The sequence below is a fragment of the Pseudoalteromonas sp. T1lg88 genome (genome assembly GCF_002964765.1).
Classification (GTDB): domain Bacteria; phylum Pseudomonadota; class Gammaproteobacteria; order Enterobacterales; family Alteromonadaceae; genus Pseudoalteromonas.
The window spans coordinates 32,598-52,724 of sequence record NZ_PQCF01000031.1 but is presented as its reverse complement, the minus strand read 5'-3'; the positions used below and the strand labels follow the sequence as shown (position 1 = coordinate 52,724).

Annotated in this window: 16 protein-coding genes; 4 read left to right on the top strand and 12 right to left on the bottom strand. The window is 48.7% G+C overall.

Translation table 11 applies throughout. The annotated features are described in order from the left end of the window. Positions 1 to 26: 26 nt before the first annotated feature. The 4 genes from C2M34_RS09475 to C2M34_RS09460 are packed head-to-tail and all read right to left on the bottom strand — an operon-like array spanning position 27 to position 3,146. Complete coding sequence (locus tag C2M34_RS09475; protein ID WP_158677975.1) at positions 27 to 1,232, bottom strand: ATP-binding protein; 1,206 nt, start codon at positions 1,230 to 1,232, stop codon at positions 27 to 29. Next, positions 1,225 to 1,914 carry a response regulator transcription factor gene (locus C2M34_RS09470; RefSeq protein WP_158681416.1) on the bottom strand — a complete coding sequence of 230 codons (690 nt, stop codon included), beginning with the start codon at positions 1,912 to 1,914 and terminating at the stop codon, positions 1,225 to 1,227. The genes C2M34_RS09475 and C2M34_RS09470 overlap by 8 nt, the downstream gene beginning before the upstream one ends. Positions 1,915 to 1,916: 2 nt before the next feature. Continuing rightward, complete coding sequence (locus C2M34_RS09465; RefSeq protein WP_105258627.1) at positions 1,917 to 2,291, bottom strand: DUF3019 domain-containing protein; 375 nt, start codon at positions 2,289 to 2,291, stop codon at positions 1,917 to 1,919. A gap of 15 nt (positions 2,292 to 2,306) precedes the next feature. After that, a complete protein-coding gene (locus C2M34_RS09460; RefSeq protein WP_105258626.1) occupies positions 2,307 to 3,146 on the bottom strand; it encodes a MipA/OmpV family protein in 840 nt (279 codons plus the stop codon). 379 nt (positions 3,147 to 3,525) lie between these two features. Here C2M34_RS09460 and C2M34_RS16005 point away from each other — a divergent pair, with 379 nt between their 5' ends. Both C2M34_RS16005 and C2M34_RS09450 read left to right on the top strand, forming a co-directional pair. Beyond that, positions 3,526 to 9,099: a S8 family serine peptidase gene (locus C2M34_RS16005; protein ID WP_105258625.1), complete on the top strand. Its 5,574-nt coding sequence runs from the start codon at positions 3,526 to 3,528 to the stop codon at positions 9,097 to 9,099. Positions 9,100 to 9,254: 155 nt separating this feature from the next. Next, positions 9,255 to 9,929, top strand: coding sequence for a M15 family metallopeptidase (locus tag C2M34_RS09450; RefSeq protein WP_105258624.1), 675 nt, complete (start codon positions 9,255 to 9,257; stop codon positions 9,927 to 9,929). Here C2M34_RS09450 and C2M34_RS09445 read toward each other — a convergent pair. The 3 genes from C2M34_RS09445 to C2M34_RS09435 all read right to left on the bottom strand — a co-directional run bounded on the left by C2M34_RS09445 (position 9,905) and on the right by C2M34_RS09435 (position 11,744). Then, a complete protein-coding gene (locus tag C2M34_RS09445) occupies positions 9,905 to 10,717 on the bottom strand; it encodes an alpha/beta fold hydrolase (protein ID WP_105258623.1) in 813 nt (270 codons plus the stop codon). The two genes, C2M34_RS09450 and C2M34_RS09445, sit on opposite strands and share 25 nt — an antisense overlap. Positions 10,718 to 10,817: 100 nt before the next feature. Further along, the gene (locus C2M34_RS09440) at positions 10,818 to 11,276 is read right to left on the bottom strand and encodes a hypothetical protein (RefSeq protein WP_105258622.1); all 459 of its coding nucleotides are present in this window, start codon (positions 11,274 to 11,276) and stop codon (positions 10,818 to 10,820) included. A 3-nt stretch (positions 11,277 to 11,279) separates the two neighbouring features. Then, the gene (locus C2M34_RS09435) at positions 11,280 to 11,744 is read right to left on the bottom strand and encodes a hypothetical protein (protein WP_199774433.1); all 465 of its coding nucleotides are present in this window, start codon (positions 11,742 to 11,744) and stop codon (positions 11,280 to 11,282) included. 419 nt (positions 11,745 to 12,163) lie between these two features. On the opposite strand from C2M34_RS09435, the gene cspE reads away from it, so the two are divergent. After that, the gene (gene cspE / locus C2M34_RS09430) at positions 12,164 to 12,376 is read left to right on the top strand and encodes a transcription antiterminator/RNA stability regulator CspE (RefSeq protein ID WP_105189283.1); all 213 of its coding nucleotides are present in this window, start codon (positions 12,164 to 12,166) and stop codon (positions 12,374 to 12,376) included. A gap of 264 nt (positions 12,377 to 12,640) precedes the next feature. On the opposite strand, the gene C2M34_RS09425 is transcribed toward cspE, so the two are convergent. From C2M34_RS09425 to C2M34_RS09415, 3 genes are all read right to left on the bottom strand, one after another. Further along, complete coding sequence (locus tag C2M34_RS09425) at positions 12,641 to 13,273, bottom strand: acyl carrier protein phosphodiesterase (RefSeq protein ID WP_105201256.1); 633 nt, start codon at positions 13,271 to 13,273, stop codon at positions 12,641 to 12,643. 183 nt (positions 13,274 to 13,456) lie between these two features. After that, positions 13,457 to 13,627: a hypothetical protein gene (locus C2M34_RS09420; RefSeq protein ID WP_158677988.1), complete on the bottom strand. Its 171-nt coding sequence runs from the start codon at positions 13,625 to 13,627 to the stop codon at positions 13,457 to 13,459. Positions 13,628 to 13,984: 357 nt separating this feature from the next. Continuing rightward, entirely contained in the window at positions 13,985 to 15,511 is a 1,527-nt protein-coding gene (locus tag C2M34_RS09415; RefSeq protein ID WP_105201254.1) for an arylsulfatase, read from the bottom strand. A gap of 243 nt (positions 15,512 to 15,754) precedes the next feature. On the opposite strand from C2M34_RS09415, the gene C2M34_RS09410 reads away from it, so the two are divergent. Beyond that, positions 15,755 to 17,251 carry an arylsulfatase gene (locus C2M34_RS09410; protein WP_105213796.1) on the top strand — a complete coding sequence of 499 codons (1,497 nt, stop codon included), beginning with the start codon at positions 15,755 to 15,757 and terminating at the stop codon, positions 17,249 to 17,251. 62 nt (positions 17,252 to 17,313) lie between these two features. On the opposite strand, the gene C2M34_RS09405 is transcribed toward C2M34_RS09410, so the two are convergent. Continuing rightward, the gene (locus C2M34_RS09405; RefSeq protein ID WP_234398787.1) at positions 17,314 to 17,766 is read right to left on the bottom strand and encodes a methyltransferase family protein; all 453 of its coding nucleotides are present in this window, start codon (positions 17,764 to 17,766) and stop codon (positions 17,314 to 17,316) included. A 30-nt stretch (positions 17,767 to 17,796) separates the two neighbouring features. Further along, complete coding sequence (locus tag C2M34_RS09400) at positions 17,797 to 19,971, bottom strand: tetratricopeptide repeat protein (RefSeq protein ID WP_158681415.1); 2,175 nt, start codon at positions 19,969 to 19,971, stop codon at positions 17,797 to 17,799. Positions 19,972 to 20,127: the final 156 nt, after the last annotated feature.

Genomic DNA, 20,127 nt, shown 5'->3' with positions numbered 1-20,127 from the left:
ATAAGTTGGCTTGATGAAAAGCTGGGCTAGATTTCGATTTGTCGCGGCCAGCTGATGCGAATATGGGCGCCACCGGTTTCGGGATGTTTGCCCAAAGTCATCTGTCCCCCATGCCATAAACAGATGCGCTCGACTATATAAAGTCCCAGGCCGTAACCACTGGCCACCGCGCTGTCTTTGGAAGATGAAAAGGGCGCTAACAAGGACACGGCGTCGTTGGGCAGGCCCGGACCGTCGTCGTAAACCTCAAGTACTTGCATCTGCTCCTGTTGTTGAAGCCTTAAGATCACTTGATGTTGAGCATACTTAACGCCGTTAAAAAGCAGGTTCTGCACTAGGATGGCAAAGCTATTTGGTTCGCAATAGAGCTTGTCCAAGGCCACCTTAGTCTCGATATTGACATCGGTAAAGAGCTGATTCTTTTTCGCTTCTTGATTAATAAACTCTTTTGCATCAAGTGCCTGCAGTTGCAGGGGTTGAGTTAGGTATTCGACCCGGGCAAAGTCCAGGTACTGGCACAGGCGGTTTTCTATCTCGTCGATATTACGTGCCATGGTGCGCTGAATTTCTTCATCGAGTTCGCTGTGCAGGGAGAGAATAAAGCGCATGCGCGACAGCGGCGTGCGAATTTCATGGGAAATGATCCGTGATAAGTCTTCGTGCAGTTGAATAAACTTGCTGATGCGCTCGGCCATATCGCTCAGGGTTTGCGCCAAGGGGTAGACGGTTGAACTCGGCTTTACCTTGGCGCTAAAGGCTTTCTTTTCTCTGGCGAAGCGTCGAGAGGCGCGCTTTAGTTCAGCCAAGTCTTTGAATACTGGCCAGATAAAAGACATCACAAGAAGCGCAATGGCACTATAGACTAACAAAAAATAGATGCTGTGCTCATCCGGTGGCGGCGCCACGGTAATGGGGCCGATGCGATACACAGTATCGGCCTTATCGCCGCTGCCAAGAACATAAACGAAGTTGCCCTCGCTTTGGATCACGGTCAGCATTTTCTGCTCGTTAAGTTGTTGTGCCAAGGCCGGTGGTAAGGCCAGATCCTGGCGCGCTAAACTAACCAGGTTGTCGCCCTTGTTATCAATGAGCGCTGGCCACTGGCTTACCGGCAGGGCGATGCTGGGGGATTGTTCAAATACATAGTTTTGGTAGATCTGCCCAAAGGCGATCAGCGCTGCGATAACACTAACAATGATAAATACGTAGAGGCGAAAAAACTGCTTACGCATCGTGCTCGGTCGGTACTTGCAGCAGGTAGCCTTCGCCACGAATAGAAATAATGTCCAGCCCTTCAATGCCATGATCGCGAATTTTGCGGCGCAAACGGCTCACTTTAAGATCGGCGGCGCGATCCAGGCCGTCGTATTCTCGGCCAATGATTTCCTTGAACAAGGTTTCCCGCGACAAGGGGGTGGGATAGTGCTGGATAAAAAGACTAAACAGCCGCACTTCATCGTCATTGAGACTGAGCTGTTGCTCTTTACAGTGTAAAAGTCGGTGTGTGGTATCGAGTTTTAATTGTCCTATGGCCTTGGTGGCCTCACCTTTGCCGCTTAAGCGCAGACTATTGTTAATGCGCGCTAGCAGTAGTTCGGGGCGAATAGGTTTGATTAAATAATCATTGGCACCCAGATTAAGCCCTTTTATTTGCGAGCGATCCGAATCGAGAGCCGTTAAAAATAAAACCGGGCAACTAAAGTGTTTTTTTAACTGAGGAAAGAGTTCAAAACCATTTCCATCCGGGAGCATGACGTCGCAGAGAATGATATCCGGCTGCAGTTGGTCGAAGTGAGCCTTAAAGGCGGCGATACTATTTACTATGTTTACATCAAGTCCATTTTTGCTTAAGTAACGACTAATTAGACTGGCTAACTCCTTGTCGTCTTCTATAAGTAGAACCTGGTGCGTCAATGTTAAATACCCCAACCAAAACGTCTTCTTACGCGATAGTTTTTTGAGGCGACTTTCCCCACCTCTAATTTTTGTTCTGCCAGTACCATTCCGGATTGATCGGTCAGGGTGATGGTGGTGTTGGTTTCAAGTGTCACCTGATAGGTCACCGACACCCGGTTGCCGTTAAAACACTCATATTGCCGCTTTGGCAGAGCAATACTGATGCACAGTTGCTCTGCTGCTGCCGATACCGCATTGACATGAATTTCCATGGTGCAGCTAGTGGCTTGTAGCTCGCCAATGCAGGTGTGTGGAGACACCTTAAGGGTACCCTCCACAGCAGATTGCATGGATGCCGGCAGCATTGATAAGGCAACAAAGTAATTAACTAGCATGAGATGTTAGTACTGCTAAAACTCAAAAGTAATCCCGGTAAAGCCAGTCATATACTGGTCTCGATCAAACATAGGTGTATCACTTAAATCGTTGTCAATCCACGTATTTGAGATATTTAGCATAGCACTTAATTGCTCGCTAAGGCGGTATTTGTACTCAAATTTAAGGTGATAATTTAGCGCACTATTCAAATCATATCTGGGGATGCGCGACAATGCCTCGCCCGGATGGATGCGATAGTAATACTCGATGAGTTCGGTGCTTTTATGGGTCACTCCGGCCTCCATGACAAACTGGCCGCCAAGCAAGTCTTGACTGTAATAGGCTATGAACTTGTTTTCCAAGCCATTATGCACACCGCTGATATCATGCAGGGTACTAAGTTCAAGGCCCCAGTTTTTTGCACTGTAACCGAGCGCCAGACCGCCTTCGTAGGCCAGGCTGCGCTCTATGGGAGTGAGTTCGATAGGTGTGGCGTTGGGTCTTCCCGGGAGCGGCGAATTGCGCACCGCCGAGGTGGCAAAGAGCTTATCTATGCCGTCAAGCTCGAAGAAAAAACCGTCTTCGTTAAAAGCACCGACAATATCCAAGTACCAAGATTTATCCTGGTGCAAACTGTAGCCCAGAGCAAAATCGTCGAAGTACCATTTCTCACCATAATAAGCCAGGTGCGGCAGAAGAACAGAAGTGACGTGTTCCGCCCCTTGAATTGGGTTTTCGATGCCACCGTATCCCACGGTGACTGACGCCTCTAATGTACCTACCTCAATATATTGTGCCGACTCGCTGGGCGCATCCTGGCTCAGTACCGAGGCGGAAAATAATGTACACGCAAGGGCGATATGTTTATTCATGTTTCAGTTGTATTCCTTCTCTGCGTTAACTGAATCTTAATTATTTGTCGATATTACGCAAGCCACGTTAGCGCAGTGCAGGGGGTTTGGCAAAGCATCAATCCAAGATAAATATTTGCTCGATAATGTATTCCAATGATTTATATGGAATTTTTAAATTGTTAACAGAATTCAATGTACAAATTGCTACATTAATCCCAGTCCAAGTTACCTTCTGTTCCCTGTGTTAATTTAGTGTGTCTATTTTGTTTTGTTGTTGTACAAAAGTGTACAAAGAGTTGTTGGTGATGGGTGTTGTTAATGTGGTTGAATCGGGCTGTTAAAAAATTTCGGCTGGTTCGAAATTACAACTTAATTACTTACTAAGTTAGGGTCCATCATGAAAAAAACAACCATCGCAACAGCGGTTGGTGTGGCACTGTTTAGCGCTACATCTTTGTATGCCGCCGTTAATGCTAATGACCATTCGGTCAGCGCAGAGAATAAACTTAAAGCACCTAGCCTTACCCTTGAAGGCGTTCAAGCACTACAACAAGAACTAAATACTCAAGGCTTGAACAGTGCCGATGTACAAGGCGTAAACGTACAACTAAACGCGCATGGAAGTAAGTTTGTTAAGGAAAACATCGAAGGTGAACATATCTACATCGTGCGTCTGCGCGATGCGTCTGTTGCCGTTGCCGCACAGGATCCCAATTCAGCGCTAACGCGTTCAATGGGTGACAACACGGGCAAACTATTCGAGCGTGGTCAACCGACTTCTAAAGCGGTAATCACTTATGAGCGTCAATTGCGTTCTAAGCAACAAAGCGTGATGCAGGAAGTGACGGCGGTAACCGGCCGCACCGAAATGCGTCGTCAATTCACCAAAGCTATTAACGGCTTCTCGGTGAAAATGACAGAACAGGAAGCGGCGCGCATTGCTAACTTGGGCAGCGTTGCCTCGGTTATGCGTTCTAAACATTACGATTTACTTTCAGATCAAGGCCCTAAGCAAATTGCTGCGGATCAGGTTTGGTCTGGCATGGCTTCTCCTACGGGAGTAAAGCACAAGGGGGAAGGTCAAATCATCGGTATTATCGATACCGGTATTAACTCAGACCACCCTTCATTCGCTGATATCGGCGGTGACGGCTATGACCACACCAACCCGTGGGGCGCAGGCCAATACGTGGGTGACTGTGTTGAAGATGCTGAGCACATTCAATGTAACGACAAGCTGATCGGCGTACGTTCATACGACATCATCACAGATTCATTTTCGGCTATGATCCCAGGCTGGCCAGCCATTGGTGAAGACTATCAGGGTCACGGCTCACACGTAGCCTCAACGGCGGCGGGTAACGTACTTAAAGACGTGCCTTATATGCTAGCTGGTACAGGTGAGGAGCAAGACGGTAAGATCATCAAAGAAGCCTTATTCCCAGAGATCTCGGGTGTGGCCCCGCACGCCAACATCATTGCTTATCAGGTGTGTCACTCATCAAATGAAAGCGGCTACCGCGGTTGTCCAGGCGAAGCGCTTGTTGCGGGTATCGAAGATGCTATCTCCGACGGTGTTGATGTTATCAACTTTTCAATCGGTGGTGCCGACTCAAATGTATGGGCCGATCCGGTACAACTAGCCTTCCTATCGGCGCGTGAAGCGGGCATCAACGTTGCCGCAGCAGCAGGTAACTCGGGCACAGGTGTCTGTGGTGGCTCTGAGTGTTTGGGTTATTTGGATAACTCATCACCTTGGCTGGCTCAGGTAGCGGCAACGACACATGGTCGCACCGTGGCTATCGATACTGCCATTGAATACGCTGGCTTTATCGACCCTGCACTGGGCTCGGAAGTACCTAGCTGGGCGGATATGGGCCTTGTTGGTGGTTCAATCAACAACGAAGAAGTAACCGGTGTTGTGGTATGGGCGAAAGACTACGCCGATATCAATGGTGAAAAAGACTTTGATGGTTATTGTGAGTCGGAATACCCGGCTGGCACCTTTGACTTCTTTAAAGACGGCACGGCTATCCCTGGTGCGGCAGACGGTTCTACGGACGTTATCGTAATCTGTCAGCGTCACGACCCACAAGATCCAAACGCCAATGCGCGTACTGCCAAGGTTGATAATGTAAAAGCCGGCGGTGCCGATGCCTTCATTATGTTCAACCGCAACCGCGACCAGGGCACAGTGCCTGAAAGCTACTCACTTCCTAGTGTGCACTTTACCTACAATCAGTGGAATGGTGTTTATCCAAATGATGGCCTAGAAGACTGGGTGGATAGCGCTAGTGAAATGGGTCACATGATCACCATTAAACCAACGGTTATCGAGCGTCGCATCAACGAAGAAGATGCCGATTGGTTGGCTAACTTCTCGTCTCGCGGTCCTTCGTACTCGAACGTTGAAATCCTGGCGCCTACACTAGCCGCTCCGGGTGTTAATATTTACGCCGCCTACTCTGATGAGCATCCGTTTGTGTCTACGCCTTTTGGTATGGATTACTCAATGAGCAGCGGTACATCAATGGCTTCACCACACGTAGCCGGTGCCATGGCCTTGATCCGTCAGGCAAACCCAGAGTGGACGGCGGCCGAGGTACAATCGGCGCTGATGATGACATCTGACAATGAAGTACAATACTGGCGTCTAAACCAAGAAGGCTCAGAGTCTAACAAAGCACAGATCTACCGCGCCGGTACCGGTCGTATTAACGTTGCTAATGCGGTTAAATCAGGCCTTATCATGGATGAGTCTGCTGAGAACTTCCTTGCAGCCGATCCATACAATGGTGGTACACCGCATCAGCTGAACATGCCTAACCTGGTTGATTTCTCGTGTGCTCCTGAGTGTCAGTGGGTACGTACGGTTAAAGCAACCAAAGACGGTACCTGGACGGTTAGCCACGAAGACGTAGTGAACTGGGCGTTTGATATGCGCTCGCAAGCGGCACAAAACGGCGTAAATATCGAGATTATCCCAGAGACCTTCTCTCTGAAAGCCGGTGAAACGCAAACTATCATAGTGAAAGCCTCGGTAATGGATACCCAGGATTGGTTCTCAAACTCAGAAGTTGAGCTGCACACCAACCTTATCTTCCAGGCTCAGGAAGAAGGTATTCCAGATGCGCATTGGCCAATGGCATTTAAATATGACCGTGGTGAATTGCCTTCACGCCTAAGTGCGGTAGCGCATGCGAACAACGACACCTATGTGGCTAAAGGCATCACTATGCCACTGGTAGACAGCCCGGTTGCGCGCGCTTACAAGCCGGTAAAAGCGGATGTTAAAACCATTACTTTGCCAAAAGATGATGACCGTACATTCCCTTGGGCAATGAACCGTACAACGGTGCCTGCAGAGGAAGACATTATCGATGAAGCAGTGCATACAGGTTTTGTGACCGTTGCTGCGAATTCGAAGCGCTTGATTGTTGAAACCTTAGGCGTGATCGAGTCTGAACTTGAAGGGACATTGAACATTGGTAATCCACTTATTTATGTGGGTAAAGACTACAATGGTGATGGTCAAATCCAGCCACAAGACGAGATTTTGTGTGTATCTAGCCACGTTAGTTATGCCAACTTCTGTAATATCAATAACCCTGAAGAAGGTGAATATTGGTATATGGTTTACAACAGCAACAAATCTGGACAAGCTGGTGTTGAAGAGACCTTTAAATATGCAGTAGCCGTTGTTAGTGATGAAGTTGACGGTTCAATTACTGCGTCATTACCAGCGAGCGACGGTATCAACAAGGTAGATATGAATATCGCCTGGAACCTGGACATGGAGCTAGATGATGTATTCTACAGCACCATCGAGGTAGGTACGTCTGAAGTCAATGCCGGTAACCTAGGTTCTATCCCGTTTAAGCTAGAGCGTGGCGTAGACCGTGTTCACTTAGATGTGCCGCAGACTAAAGCTAATATCGGTGATAAAGTACCGTTCACCTTCGAAGTGTTGGCAAACAACACAGGTATTGACCGTGAGTTCACCTTCACAGCGGATATCCCTGAAGGCCTGAATATTAGTGAGCAAAATGTCTTGAGTTCACGCGGTGACGTTAATATTGAAGTAGCAGATGGCAAACTGATTATCACTGGTACTCAAGAAGATACGCGTGACGTAGCGCCTGATTACATTGTGACTAACAACATCACAGACGAGTTCTGTCGTACACCGAACTTCGGCAATTCAAACCCGGGCGGGTACGTTGACCTTTCAAGATTCGGTTTAACACCTATCCTGTCAGGCTTTGATGAGAGCAACACCATCACTTATGACCGTGGTTATTCAATTCCAGTGAATACCTTGTTCAACGGTGTTAACGAAGTAAGTCTGTACAACAATGCCGAAGCGAAGAATGTTGAATTTGGCACTATGGCGATTCATGGTAATGGTAAGCTTAGTTTCGGTCCAGTAAGACACTTTAACCCGATTGTTTCTAAGTTCCCGTATGATAGCTTCCCATATGAGGCAATTGGTCCACTTTGGCGTGGCTGGTTCCCAGGCTTCCCGAACGATGTACTAGGCGTTGGTTTAAGTGCACAAGAGGGGATTACCCTGGCGACTACAGGTACCTGGGCCATTGTTGAATGGGATAATGCCTCCGACTACTCTTACTTAGGTTATGACCGTGCAACAGGTCAAAACCAGTGGGAGAAAAAGGACAGCTCTTTTGACTTTGAAGTTATCTTTACGCCGCATACTCGCTTCGGCGACAACCAGCACGAAATCTACTTGGCTTATGACAACATTGATTTCGGCTCAACTAATACTCGCGGTAGCATCGGTGTTCAGGGCTATAAAGGTCAAATATACCAACGTGGCCCTCTTGAAGGATACCTAGGTCGCTCTATCAATTTCAATGAGGTTGATGAAGTGGTTAAAGACGGCATGGTTATCTGTATGGACTATGTGGGTCCTGAGTCATCACAGTTCGAAGTAACGGCATGGGCCGATATCACTTCTGCATCAGCGGGTCGTGATATGGAGTTCACTGCAACAATCGAAGTGGATGGCATGGAAACCATGGTTAAGTCACACACCCTGTCTGTTTCAAGTAATATCACAGTGATTGAGTTGGAAGACATGACTACCAATGAAGGTGAGTCAATTACCTTTGACGTGACCTACATCGACGAACTTAACTCAGCGAATGAAGTTATCGTCAGTGGCGACAACATGGCCGCAGAAGTGGATGGCGATACCGTGACTATTACTCCTGCGGAAGATTTCTTCGGCGAAATCGAAGTAACCGTAAAAGTTGCTGATATTGAGAACCCATCTGATGCTGTGAGCACAACATTCATTCTGACCGTTGAGAATGTAAATGATGCGCCAACTGCTGAAGTAGCTCAAACCGCTATCTCGGCGGTAGAAGGTGACAGCATTACTTTAGATGCCAGTGCTTCGACGGACGTTGACGGCGATGAAATCACATTTGAGTGGGAAGGTCCGGGTACAATTGAGTCTCCAAACTCGGCTGTAACCAATGTGACTGGCCTGAGCGAAGGTGAGCATACCTTCACTGTAAGTGTAAGTGATGGCGAGATAGTTACTACAAGCGAAGTAGTAGTGACTGTTGAGAGCGCAAACACAGCACCAACTGCTGAAGTAGCACAAACAACTATCTCAGCAGCCGAAGGTAACACGGTGACTTTAGATGCCAGTGCTTCAACGGATGTTGACGGCGATGAAATCACATTTGAGTGGGAAGGTCCGGGTACAATTGAGTCTCCAAACTCGGCTGTAACCAATGTGACTGGCCTGAGCGAAGGTGAGCATACCTTCACTGTGAGCGTAAGCGATGGCGAAATGGTCACGACACGTGAAGTAGTTGTAACTATTACTGCTGAGCAAATCACAGTAGTGCCAGAGCCAGAGAGCAAATCAAGCTCAGGTTCACTAGCCTGGTTATTACTTCTTAGCCCGCTAGCCTGGTTACGCCGTAAAAAAGCTTAACTAACCCAACCTAGTTAACAGCTTAATGCCGCTTACCCTATCGGTAAGCGGCATTTTTTATGCCTGTTAAAACCCAAGGGATGCAGTGACCTTTATCCACTGTTTTAATTGGGGTATGTTAAATAAACAACTCTCAAGTGATTAGGCTTGGCTTTATGAAAAAGCAGATTATCTTCTGTATTGCTCCATTATTATTTTCTGCATGTGCTAGCTCGAACAATGTTATGCCCGAGGACTTTACTGCCCTGGGCGAGCTGGACCCCAGCATAGCAATGGATATTCGCTACTTTGGCAGTAATAATTTTGTCGGTGCCAAAGTGGAGGGTTATGAGGCGCCCAAGTGCATTTTACAGCGCAACGCAGCTAAGGCGTTGGCGCAAGTGCAGCAGGCGGCCAAAGCGCGAGGTCTTACACTAAAGGTATTTGATTGTTATCGGCCGCAGCGTGCGGTGGATCATTTTGTGCGTTGGGTTAAGGATGGCGCCGACACAAAAACCAAGGCCGAGTACTATCCGAATTTAGCTAAGGATAAGCTATTGGGAGGCTATATTGCCGCTCAGTCCGGCCACAGTCGTGGCGCCACGGTCGATTTGACCCTGGTGGACGGCAGCAGTGGCAAAGAGCTGGATATGGGCTCGCCCTTTGATATGTTCGATACTTTATCGAACACAGACGATCCACGCATTAGTGAGGCGCAGAGAAAAAACCGTTACTTGTTGCGGGATTTAATGATGGCCCAGGGCTTCGCTCCTTACCCCTTGGAATGGTGGCACTTTTCATTGAAACCCCAGCCATATCCCAATACCTATTTTGACTTTGTAGTGCGCTGAACCAGCGCCTTAATTTCCTCGAGCACCATCTCGGGCTCATCCCGTTGCGGAAAATGGTAGCTTTTATCCGTGAGGACGATTTTCCCTTGCGGGAAGGCCAAAGCCCAATCTCTGTGCAGTTCGCCCCACATCACTCTGGCCTTATCGGTATAAAATAACAGCGGCGGATTTTCATAGCGCTTAATCGAGGCGATTACCGTTACCGGAATATCGGCTATCTCCGGGTGATCGGGCAAGGGACGTTTGGCCCAAAAGTCGAGGTACTGATTCGACATACCGTTTTTCATGTCATCACGCTTTACCTCGGCTATTTCCTGCTCCGCCTTGGCTAAATCGATCTGGCGCATAATATCAACATCATGCTCGGACGCCGGCTCGATAAGCATTAGCGCCGCTACTTTTTCTGGATATCGAGCGGCGAAGGTACGGGCAATATAGGCTCCATACGAGTGGGCGATATAAATAACCGGACCACCAATGTTCAGGGCATCAAGCAGTGCCAGCGCCTCATCGGCGTATTCTTCTGAGCTGTAATTTTTGCGCACCGCGGTGGAACCGCCGTTACCAATACGTGAATAGCGCAGGGTACGATACTCGCTGGTAAGCCGGTCATAGATGGGGTTCCAGTCTTCTAGGCCAGCCGAGCCACCGGCCTCGAGCAGCAAGATGGCTTTAGAGTCGCCTCGCAATTCGTATTCGACCCGATAGTCACCCAAGGCCACATAAGCGACTTTGGCATTGAGGCTAAGGGAGATAAGCAGCAATAGAATGGCACTAAATTTAGTCATCCTGACATCCAAAGTTTAATTTTTAACTCTATGAAATGTATTCGGGTAAGTGAGGAAGGTAAATCAAGGTGGCCTATAGGCCACCTTGGGTCGAGATTGCTCAGGGCTCTGGTTTATCCAGATACACTTGCTGATAGGCATTTTTCACCGCTAAGTCGGTGATCGCCTTGGCAATACCACGGCGCAGGCCGGTACGCCAGCGGTCAATATGGCGCTGCTCAACTTCGCAAGGTGGCTTTTTACAGTCATTGTTAACGCTTGAAATGGCCTCAAACCAAATCTTTTCGCTGTTGTAATGGATATCGACGCGCAGCACGTAGCCCTTGTAGTCCAGTTCCGCCTCGATTGTGTCCGGAGTTTGGTTAACACTGCGCCATTGATATTGGTTCATGCCCAGTTTGATCACCTTGGCGGGTTCGGTGACATAGGGTTGCAACAACAATGGATCGTCATACAAGGTAAATGATTGATTTGTTTCTGCGTGAACCTGACTAACTAAGGTGCAGCTCAAGGTGGCAGTGAGCAATAACGACGACAAGGTGCTTTTTATATTTTTCATGCTTTAGACTCCCTGCAAGGCGATTTTCAACTGCTTGACCAGCGAGCGGTTGTATTTGTAATAGTTTCTATGTGTTTTGTAGCAATAATCGCCGACCAGTTTTTCACATTGGTAATCGTTTAGGCCACCTGCATATTTGATTTGTACCGCTTCGCCGTTGTATTCAATGCGATGAAAAATGGTGTGGCCCTTGTAATCCCAGCGCGCCAGAATATAGCCGTCGCCTTCTTGCTCCAGTAGCCAGGCAACGCCCTTGGTTTTTTGCATGCCTTGGAGAATAGCCAAACGCGCCTTGGCTGCATCGCCACTGGGGTTAGGGATCAGATCATAGACGCCGCGCATCTTAGATTCGGATGCCATGCCTCGTCCTTGTTTTTGATATTCGAATGGTTCAGGGGCAGCGCTTAACGTGGTGCTTAACAAAGCCGCCGATAGGCCCAGTGCCATTGCCGCAAGTTGATGTCGCATAAGAAGTCCTTTGTTCTTGTTATATCTAAGGTTAGGGAATGTTTAACTCGATATAGTTAAAACTAAGTTTAAACCTGAACATTAATGTAACACATTGATATCAGATTCATAATAAACACCAAGCAAAGTCGGTAACAAGGGCTCGGCAACGGGGGTTATGAACTTGTTGGGTGAAAATTGTACAAAAAAATGACGTAAACCTTAGGTGATCTCGTCCCCTTGTGTTAGGATGCTCGCGTCTGATGAGTTCTACCCAGATTCGATTTTGCTTTTGTACTTCAGTTCTTCGTGTGTTCTACCCAGTTAGTGTTCCACCCGAATTTATGCAGCGTAAGCCACTCGTGTTAGCTAGTACTTAGTTCGGCAATTCTGATGTTGCAACGCAACACATTATTTAATTTAAATATTTTGGAGACACTATGTCTAAAACAACTGGTACAGTTAAATGGTTCGACGAAGCAAAAGGCTTTGGTTTTATTACTCCTACTGATGGCGGCAAAGACGTGTTTGTACACTTCCGTGCTATCGTTGCTGAAGGCGGTTTCCGTACCCTTCAAGAAGGTCAGCAAGTTGAATTTAACGTTGAAGAAGGCGCTAAAGGCCCTCAAGCTTCTGACGTTACAGCTATCTAATTAGCTGGCATATCCAGGTGGGGCGCCCTCGCTCCACCCGTTTACCTTCCTCTTTACCACTATTTTTACCTCTCGCTTTTTATTAAAGCTTTCTTAAGCTTCATCCCCTAGCTTGCTTTGAGCATAAAAATTGAAATTGCTATAAAAAAGCAATAAAGCCCTTAGTAACCTTACTTACGCCCTTTGTCATCTTCATCTCGATCGTTCTTGAACTGTTAACTCTAAGCCTTGCAGCCCTGTGTATTAGCTCTGTGAGCGGCTACTTTATGTCCGATATTTCAATGGCGCGGGCAAGGCGTTCGAATCCATGTTCACCAATTCAAGGTTATGGGTTTGCACATGGGTGATAAGCTCGGGGAAGAAGGCCAAAAAATGGGCTTCAAAGGCATCGAAATGGCGCTCAATATCTTCGATTGCGCCAGTAAAGTCATTGCGAAAACGGATCCGGCTAGCGATCCTATCCAGTGCCAGGGCAACGCCATCGAGTTCGGCATAGGTAGCAAACCAGTCTTGTTCGCACATTTTCCCCACCACATGTTGCATACGCTCGGGCATCAGCTCGGTGCGAGTGTTGAGAAGCTGGTAACTTTGCTGGCAAAAATCGTTAAATTCGCTGCTGGTAAAGTCTTGCCAATGACGGATCAGCAGATGATCAAACAGCACATCCAATGCTACCGGCGCGAAGCGTCGTCGTTGTGGCGAAAATAAGCTAGTTGCGGCACGCACACTGCTGTGCTTATCGGTAAACCTGTCCACCAGTAAATGATTCTCTAAACCTAATTGCACCGCCTTGGGCCATTGTTGATTAACCAGGCCGCGGCGAAAATCACCGAGCAGGTTGCCAAAGTGGGAGTCGGCAGTGGGCTGAGCTAAATACAGATGGGCGAGGTAATTCATGGCCACTGATCGCCTTGCTATAAACAGGAGTATGAGTGTAACGCTTTTAAGGCGCTCAGATAAGGGGCGACGCGCAGGTAGATTTTACCATTTTTGAATGTGCGCGGTGAAAGTTAACCGCAATTAGGTTTGCCTCGGGTTTTAAGGCATAAAAAAGGGAGCTAAACGCTCCCTTTTTTGGTTTTAGGCCTGGCCCTTTAGCCACTGCATAAAGCCTTGCATATCGGCGTTATTTGCAAACTCGATATAGCTTTTGCCTTGATGGTGACTAATGGCCATGCGGCGTTTGTTGATAGAAATACCTGCGATCGGCAAGGTAATATCAATACGTTGATTGTTATATAAATAGGACATAATAAAACTCATTTATTGGCGCCGTAGGGCGCATTCAAATTGCCTTATTATCGTCTGGAAAGCGGCGTCAATTGCGCGGCATTGGGGCTAGCTGCTGTTACAAAACGGCAGTACCCGGTTAATCTTTGTCAGACTTTTAAGGCGTTATAAATTTCGGGATGGAACTGACTGGATCAAGGAAAGGCATCACACGCGCACATTTAATATGTGCATTGCTTACTGATTGAGGATGAGCAAGCAATCCAACAATATACCCATGTAAAAAAGATAAAGCAAGTACTTTATTTAGCTGTCGCTACCGAGTGTGCTTTATCGCTCGAAATCAGGCAGGGGATGAACCCTGCCTGTGACGTATAACTAGCGGCTAATAGCCTGGTTATTAATAAACTTGCTGACGTCATCTACCTGCAAGCTCATGCTCTTCTGAGTCGGTGGAAATTCTTTAAAGGTCTCAACAAACTCCGCAATTTGCTTGCCGGCTGGGCCTAAGATCCAGCTGCGATTTTCCGCCCATTCATCATAGCCGCGGGCTTCGTGGAAGCGCTCGAACGGATCGAGTTTGAGGTTAGTGATATAGGGGGAGGTTAACGATTGCTGTGTAGCCCTAAACCAGTGATTCTGCTCTTTAAACAATAATTTCCAATCGCCATGACGTAATCCATGAAACGTTGCTTCGGTAAAGTAGTAGAAGTCTTTACGCTTGGTTTTGCCCTGATTAAGGAGCAAGTCGCTTTGATCATAGCCATCGAGGTGCACCTTGTATTTTCGGCCATTGATCTTTTTACCCTTAAGCAGCTCCTCTTTAAGGTTGCCCTGACCAACCCAGGCCATTAGGGTGGGTAGCCAGTCTTCCATGGTCATAAATTCGCCGGTGCTGACGCCCGCGGGGATTTTACCCGGCCATTTAACAACAAGGGGAACGCGGAAACCGCCTTCCCAGCCGCCTACACCTTTTTCACCATGGAAGGGTTGATTGCCGCCATCGGGCCAGGAATTAGAGGCGGCACCATTGTCGGTCGAGAACATTACTATGGTGTTATCAGCCACTTTTAATTCGTCGAGTAGGTTAAGTAACTCGCCCACATCATCATCCATTTCCATCATGCCATCGGCATAAATGCCGTAACCACTGCGGCCTTCATAATACTCATTAAGGTTGGTGCGATAGTGCATGCGGGTGGTGTTATGCCAGACAAAAAATGGCGTATCGGCTTTGACCGCATCGCGAATAAAGCGTTTGGACTCAACCAGAACTTCTTCATCGATATTACGTTGTCTTTCTTTACCGAAGGGGCCTAAGTCTTTGATTTCTTGCTTGCCATTTGCCAAAGCCTTGGAGTGAGTAACACCGCGCATGGGGGCTAAGCCAACGCGCTCTTGCGTCTCTTTATCTTGTGGGTAGTCATATTGCTCAGCATATTCACCGGCATTGAGGTGATAAAGAATGCCGTAAAACTCATCAAAGCCGTGGTTGGTCGGTAAGTGCTCGTCACGGTCACCTAGGTGATTCTTACCAAACTGACCTGTTGTATAGCCTTGTGCTTTAAGCATAGTCGCTAAACTTGGATCGGATGTTTGTATCCCCTCCTTGGCACCGGGTAAGCCCACAGTACTCAAACCTGTACGGATAGGGTATTGGCCGAGAAGGAACGCAGCGCGACCTGCGGTACAGGAAGCCTGCGCGTAATGATCCATAAACATCATGCCTTCATTAGCGATACGGTCGATATTTGGGGTGCTGCCCCCCATCATGCCGCGGTGGTAGGCGCTGATATTCCACATACCCACATCGTCGCCCCAAATCACCAGAATATTGGGCTTATCTGCTGCAAAACTGGGAATACAGGTTAATAGGCAGGATATAAATACAGCGAAACGTAACATAGCTCTCTCCTTGAAATTATATGAGTCCCCATAAGTTATAGCAGTTCCCGGTATTACAACAAGGAAACTGATTATTTTATCTAGCCGATGCCTTGGTATTTGATTTTAATCACAAAAGATGTCCCTTTTTTTGATAAATCATCGTTATTTCTCAACCTTCGTCTATAGTTACTAGGGCTCAAAATTTATTTATCGATGTAGTTTAAAACTTATTTTTATCTTGCTAATAATCAAGGAGAAGTTATGAAATTGCCATTGATAGGTGTAATGGCAGGATTGTTATCGCTGGCGGTAAATGCGAAAGATGATCCTAATGTACTTGCCATTATGGTCGACGATGTTGCGCAACTGTCACTGAGCGCATACTCGCACGGCATGACCTATAACACCCCCAATATCGATCGTATCGCCAATGAAGGCGCGCTGTTTACCGATCACTATGCCCAGCCCAGTTGCACCGCCGGACGTGCGGCCTTTTTAATGGGTCAGTTGCCGGTGCGCACCGGCTTGACCACGGTCGGGCAGCCGGGTAACCCGCTGGGCATTAAAGAAGCGGATCCGACCATGGCCGAGTTTTTGAAAGAGCGAGGCTATATGACGGCGCAGTTTGGTAAAAACCATTTAGGCGATCTGGATGAGCATTTACCCACCCGTCATGGCTTTGATGAGTTCTTCGGTAACCTCTATCACCTCAATGTTTCCGAGGAGCCAGAGCAGGAGGATTACCCCAAGGGCAAAGACTTTAAGAAAAAGTTCGGCCCGCGTGGGGTCATAGAGGCCTATGCCGATGGTCGTATTAAAGATACCGGCCCGCTCACTCGCAAGCGCATGGAAACATTCGATGAAGAGGTGCTCGCTCGCAGCCTGGATTTTATGGAGCGTGCGGTCAAAGCGGATAAGCCCTTCTTTATTTGGCATGCGCCAAGTCGCATGCATGTGTATACCCACCTTAAACCCGAAAGTCGTCATCTGGCCACGCAGATCAGCTCGGAAGAAGATGTGTTTGGCAGTGGTTTAATCGAGCATGATGGCCATGTGGGCCAGCTTTTGGATAAGCTTGATGAGCTTAAGATTGCCGACAACACCATAGTGATCTACACCACGGATAATGGCCCCGAGCAAAGCTCCTGGCCCGATGCCGGTACCACTAAATTCCGCGGTGAGAAAATGACCACCTGGGAAGGCGGTGTGCGCGTGCCCTTTATGGTGCGCTGGCCTAAGGAGATCCCGGCGGGGTTAAAACTCAACGGCATTTCTTCACATGAAGACGTGTTCCCCACCATAGCCGCGGCTGTGGGGGAGAAAAATCTGCGTAAAGCCATGGAAAAGGAATTTAATGTCTATATCGATGGTGAAAATAACCTCGCGTACTGGCGTGGCAAGGTAGAAAAGTCGGCGCGTAACCACTTTTTCTACTATTACGAGTCACAGCTGACCGCGGTACGCGTTGGTCCGTGGAAGATGCACTTTGCCTCTAAACCTGGCGGTCGTTATTATGAAGACCTGGTAACGCATACCATGCCCAAGTTATTTAACCTGCGTAAGGATCCCATGGAGCACTATGACGGGGTCACCGGTTTTCATCAGATCATGAAGAAAAGCTGGGTATTCCAACCGGCCATCGCCTTGTTGACGGAACATATCAAGACCTTTGAAAAGTTCCCGCCACGTCAAGAGTCGGCTTCGCTGAATATTAACGAGGCCATCAGTAAGGCCAAATCGGCATCGACTAACCGCTGATAGTTCATCCTCACTCGGCTGCACTGTGGCCGAGTGAGGTTAACTGATAATCCCTTAAGACCTTAAAACCAGCGCCGCACTCGGCGGCAATAGCGCTTGTATTTATCCCCAAAGGTTTGTCTGAGAAAATGCTCTTCCGGCCGTATTTGAAAACGGTTGAGGTAGATAACAAACAAAGGCAATACGGGGACGGTCGCTAGGTTAGCAAGCCAAAGAGCCCACCCACTCAACATAAGCAAGAATCCCAGGTACATGGGGTTGCGACTCATTTTATAAATGCCGCCGCTGACCAGGCGCGCCGAGCGCTGTGGGTAGCGTGGGTCGACCGTGGTTTGGGCCAGGCGAAATTGCAGCACGCCAAGGGTGGCGATAGCTCCACCGGTTGACACCAATGCCAGGGCAAAACCTAGGCGTCCCCAAAGTTGGAAGGTCAAATCCGGAGTCAGGATTGCGACCAGCCACATTATCAGTGCAGCGAGCAGCACCAGAACCAAAGGTGGGATTTTTAGCGCCACTCTTGTCTCCTTATTTTTATGAGCACTCAGCTAGGGCGTGACCGACTGCATCAGGGTAAGCTTTTCTACCAGTGCCGCTATTTGAGGATCTCGTGGCACCAGCTCTTGTAGCCGGGTAGCATAGCGCAGAGCCTGGCGGTAGTTTTGCTCGTTTATGTGGATTTGTACCAGGGTATAACACAGATCCGCGTTATTGCTATCGACGGCGAAGGCCCGCGCTAATTGTGTTAAAGCGCCCTGAGTCTCACCCATTTCGCTCAGGAGTAAGCCGTAAGTGTAGATATGATTTACGCTGCCATATTGGGCGGCGAGTGCAAGATGCTCTTTGGCCTTGGTTCTGTTTTTCTCTCTCACCCAACTCATGGCCAAGGCGTAATGCACATCGGCATTGTCGGCATCCTGTTGTAATGCTTGTGTGAGTACTGCCCGTACCTTGCCTTCATCGCCTTGGCGCCGGTATAGATCCGCGAGGTTAACGTAGGCGGGGATATAAATGGGTTCCACTGCAATGGCTTGTTCATAGTGTTGGTGGGCCACTTGAATTTGCTCCAGCTCCAAGGCCAGGTTACCTAAATTGGTATGGCTACTGGCGCGCTCGCTATTGTAACGCTCCGTTTGTCGGTATTCCTCCAACGCTTTTGCCAACTCGGCTCTGGGCGCATCCTGTAAGTTATTTGGAAAGGGGACCACCAGCATCGCCGCCAGAGCGCGGGCTGCACCGGAGCGAATAGCCAGACGCGGGTCAGCCAACAAGGGTTGTAGCAGGGTATAGCGTTGTGGCAATGGAAACCCCCTTGCGGCCTCGATGGCCCCCAAACGCTTTAACGGCTCTTCATCCCTAACGGCTCGGCTGATTGCGACCAGGGTATTTTTATCCGGGTAACGGGCCATACGTGCCAGCGCCGAGGCGCGGATAATATCCGTATACTCACTGCTTTGCGCGATACGGGTCAGCAATTGAGACGCCGTTGGCAACCCTTGGTCTGCGGCATAAAAGGCTTGAGAAAAATGGCTTTTTCCCAAGTAGTTAGAGTCTGGATGCCAAGTCTTAATGGCGTTAACGGCCCATTGTGGGGTTTTATCCTGATGGCAGCCGTTACAGGCATTCGGTGCCTGTGTCTGTATGCTGAGATCCGGGCGCGGTACGCGCAGACTGTGATCGCGGCGGGGATCAACCTGCATATAGGTGGTGCTGGGCATATGGCAGTCGACGCACTGGCTGCCGGTGCTGCCAAGGGTATGGCCATGATGCTCTGTGCTTTGGTATTGACTGTTGTCATGGCACTGCGTACAGGTTTGGTTGCCGTCCAGCTTTAGTTTGCCCGAGTGGGGGTTATGACAGTTACTGCAGGTGACGCCGGCGGCGTACATCTTGCTTTGTAAAAAGGAGCCCCAGACATAATCCTCGTCGAGGATTTGTCCATCCACATGATAAAGCTGCGGTGTGAGCAGGGCGGGCTTAAAGGTATCTAACAGCTCGGCGTGAGGTTCACGGTCCGCGAGCTGCGAGCGCCTGGCATGGCAGGTGGCACACTGAGCGATCTGCTCGGTCTGTTTTACCTCTCCTTGAGGTAATAGGCTGCCATCGGCACCGCGGCTAAAAAGCGCTATCTGAGTGCTTATGTCTTTACTAAAGCCCTTATGTGCTATGTTTTTGTCGCCTTCGGCCCATTGCAGGTGTTGCTGGCTATCGCCGTGGCAGGCGGCACAATCGACATTGATGGCTGCATAGCTCGATGCGAAGCGATTCGATTGAGAGGAAAATTGCTTTTTAAAGTCGGTACTGTGGCAGTCGGCGCACATATGGTTCCAGTTTTGTCCCATTTGGGTGTGATGAAATTCATCCGTGCTGCGCTGCTGCGGGTGTAAGATAAACCAGCGTTGGCCGCCTTCTTCCTTGGTTCGGCTGTCCCACGCCAGAGGGATAAACTGATAGCCGCCGCGTTCGTCTGCAACCAGATATTGTTGCAGGGGCTGATAACCAAAGGTGTAGTGAACCTTTTCACTCTCTTTGCTGCCGTTTGGATATTCACGGTGCAGTACAAAATCATCCCCTTCCTTGCTAAGGGTCAGCATCTGCTGCTCGAAGGCAATGCGCTGCCCATCAAAGGCACCGAGGACAAACTCGGCGGTGGCGGGATTCATGGCCCGGAAATGATGGGAGGCTTGCCAGTCGGCAACCTGTTCCTGATGGCAGCTTGACACTGCTGGGGCTCGGCATAAGCACTGCCGAGCAAGAGAAATGACGTGAAAACGAGTGCTATGTTCCTTAATAAACCCAAATACATGACGATAATTTTCCCTAACCCTGAAAATGCATAGTTGACGCCCTTCGGCCAGTATAAGGCTATATATCAGCCT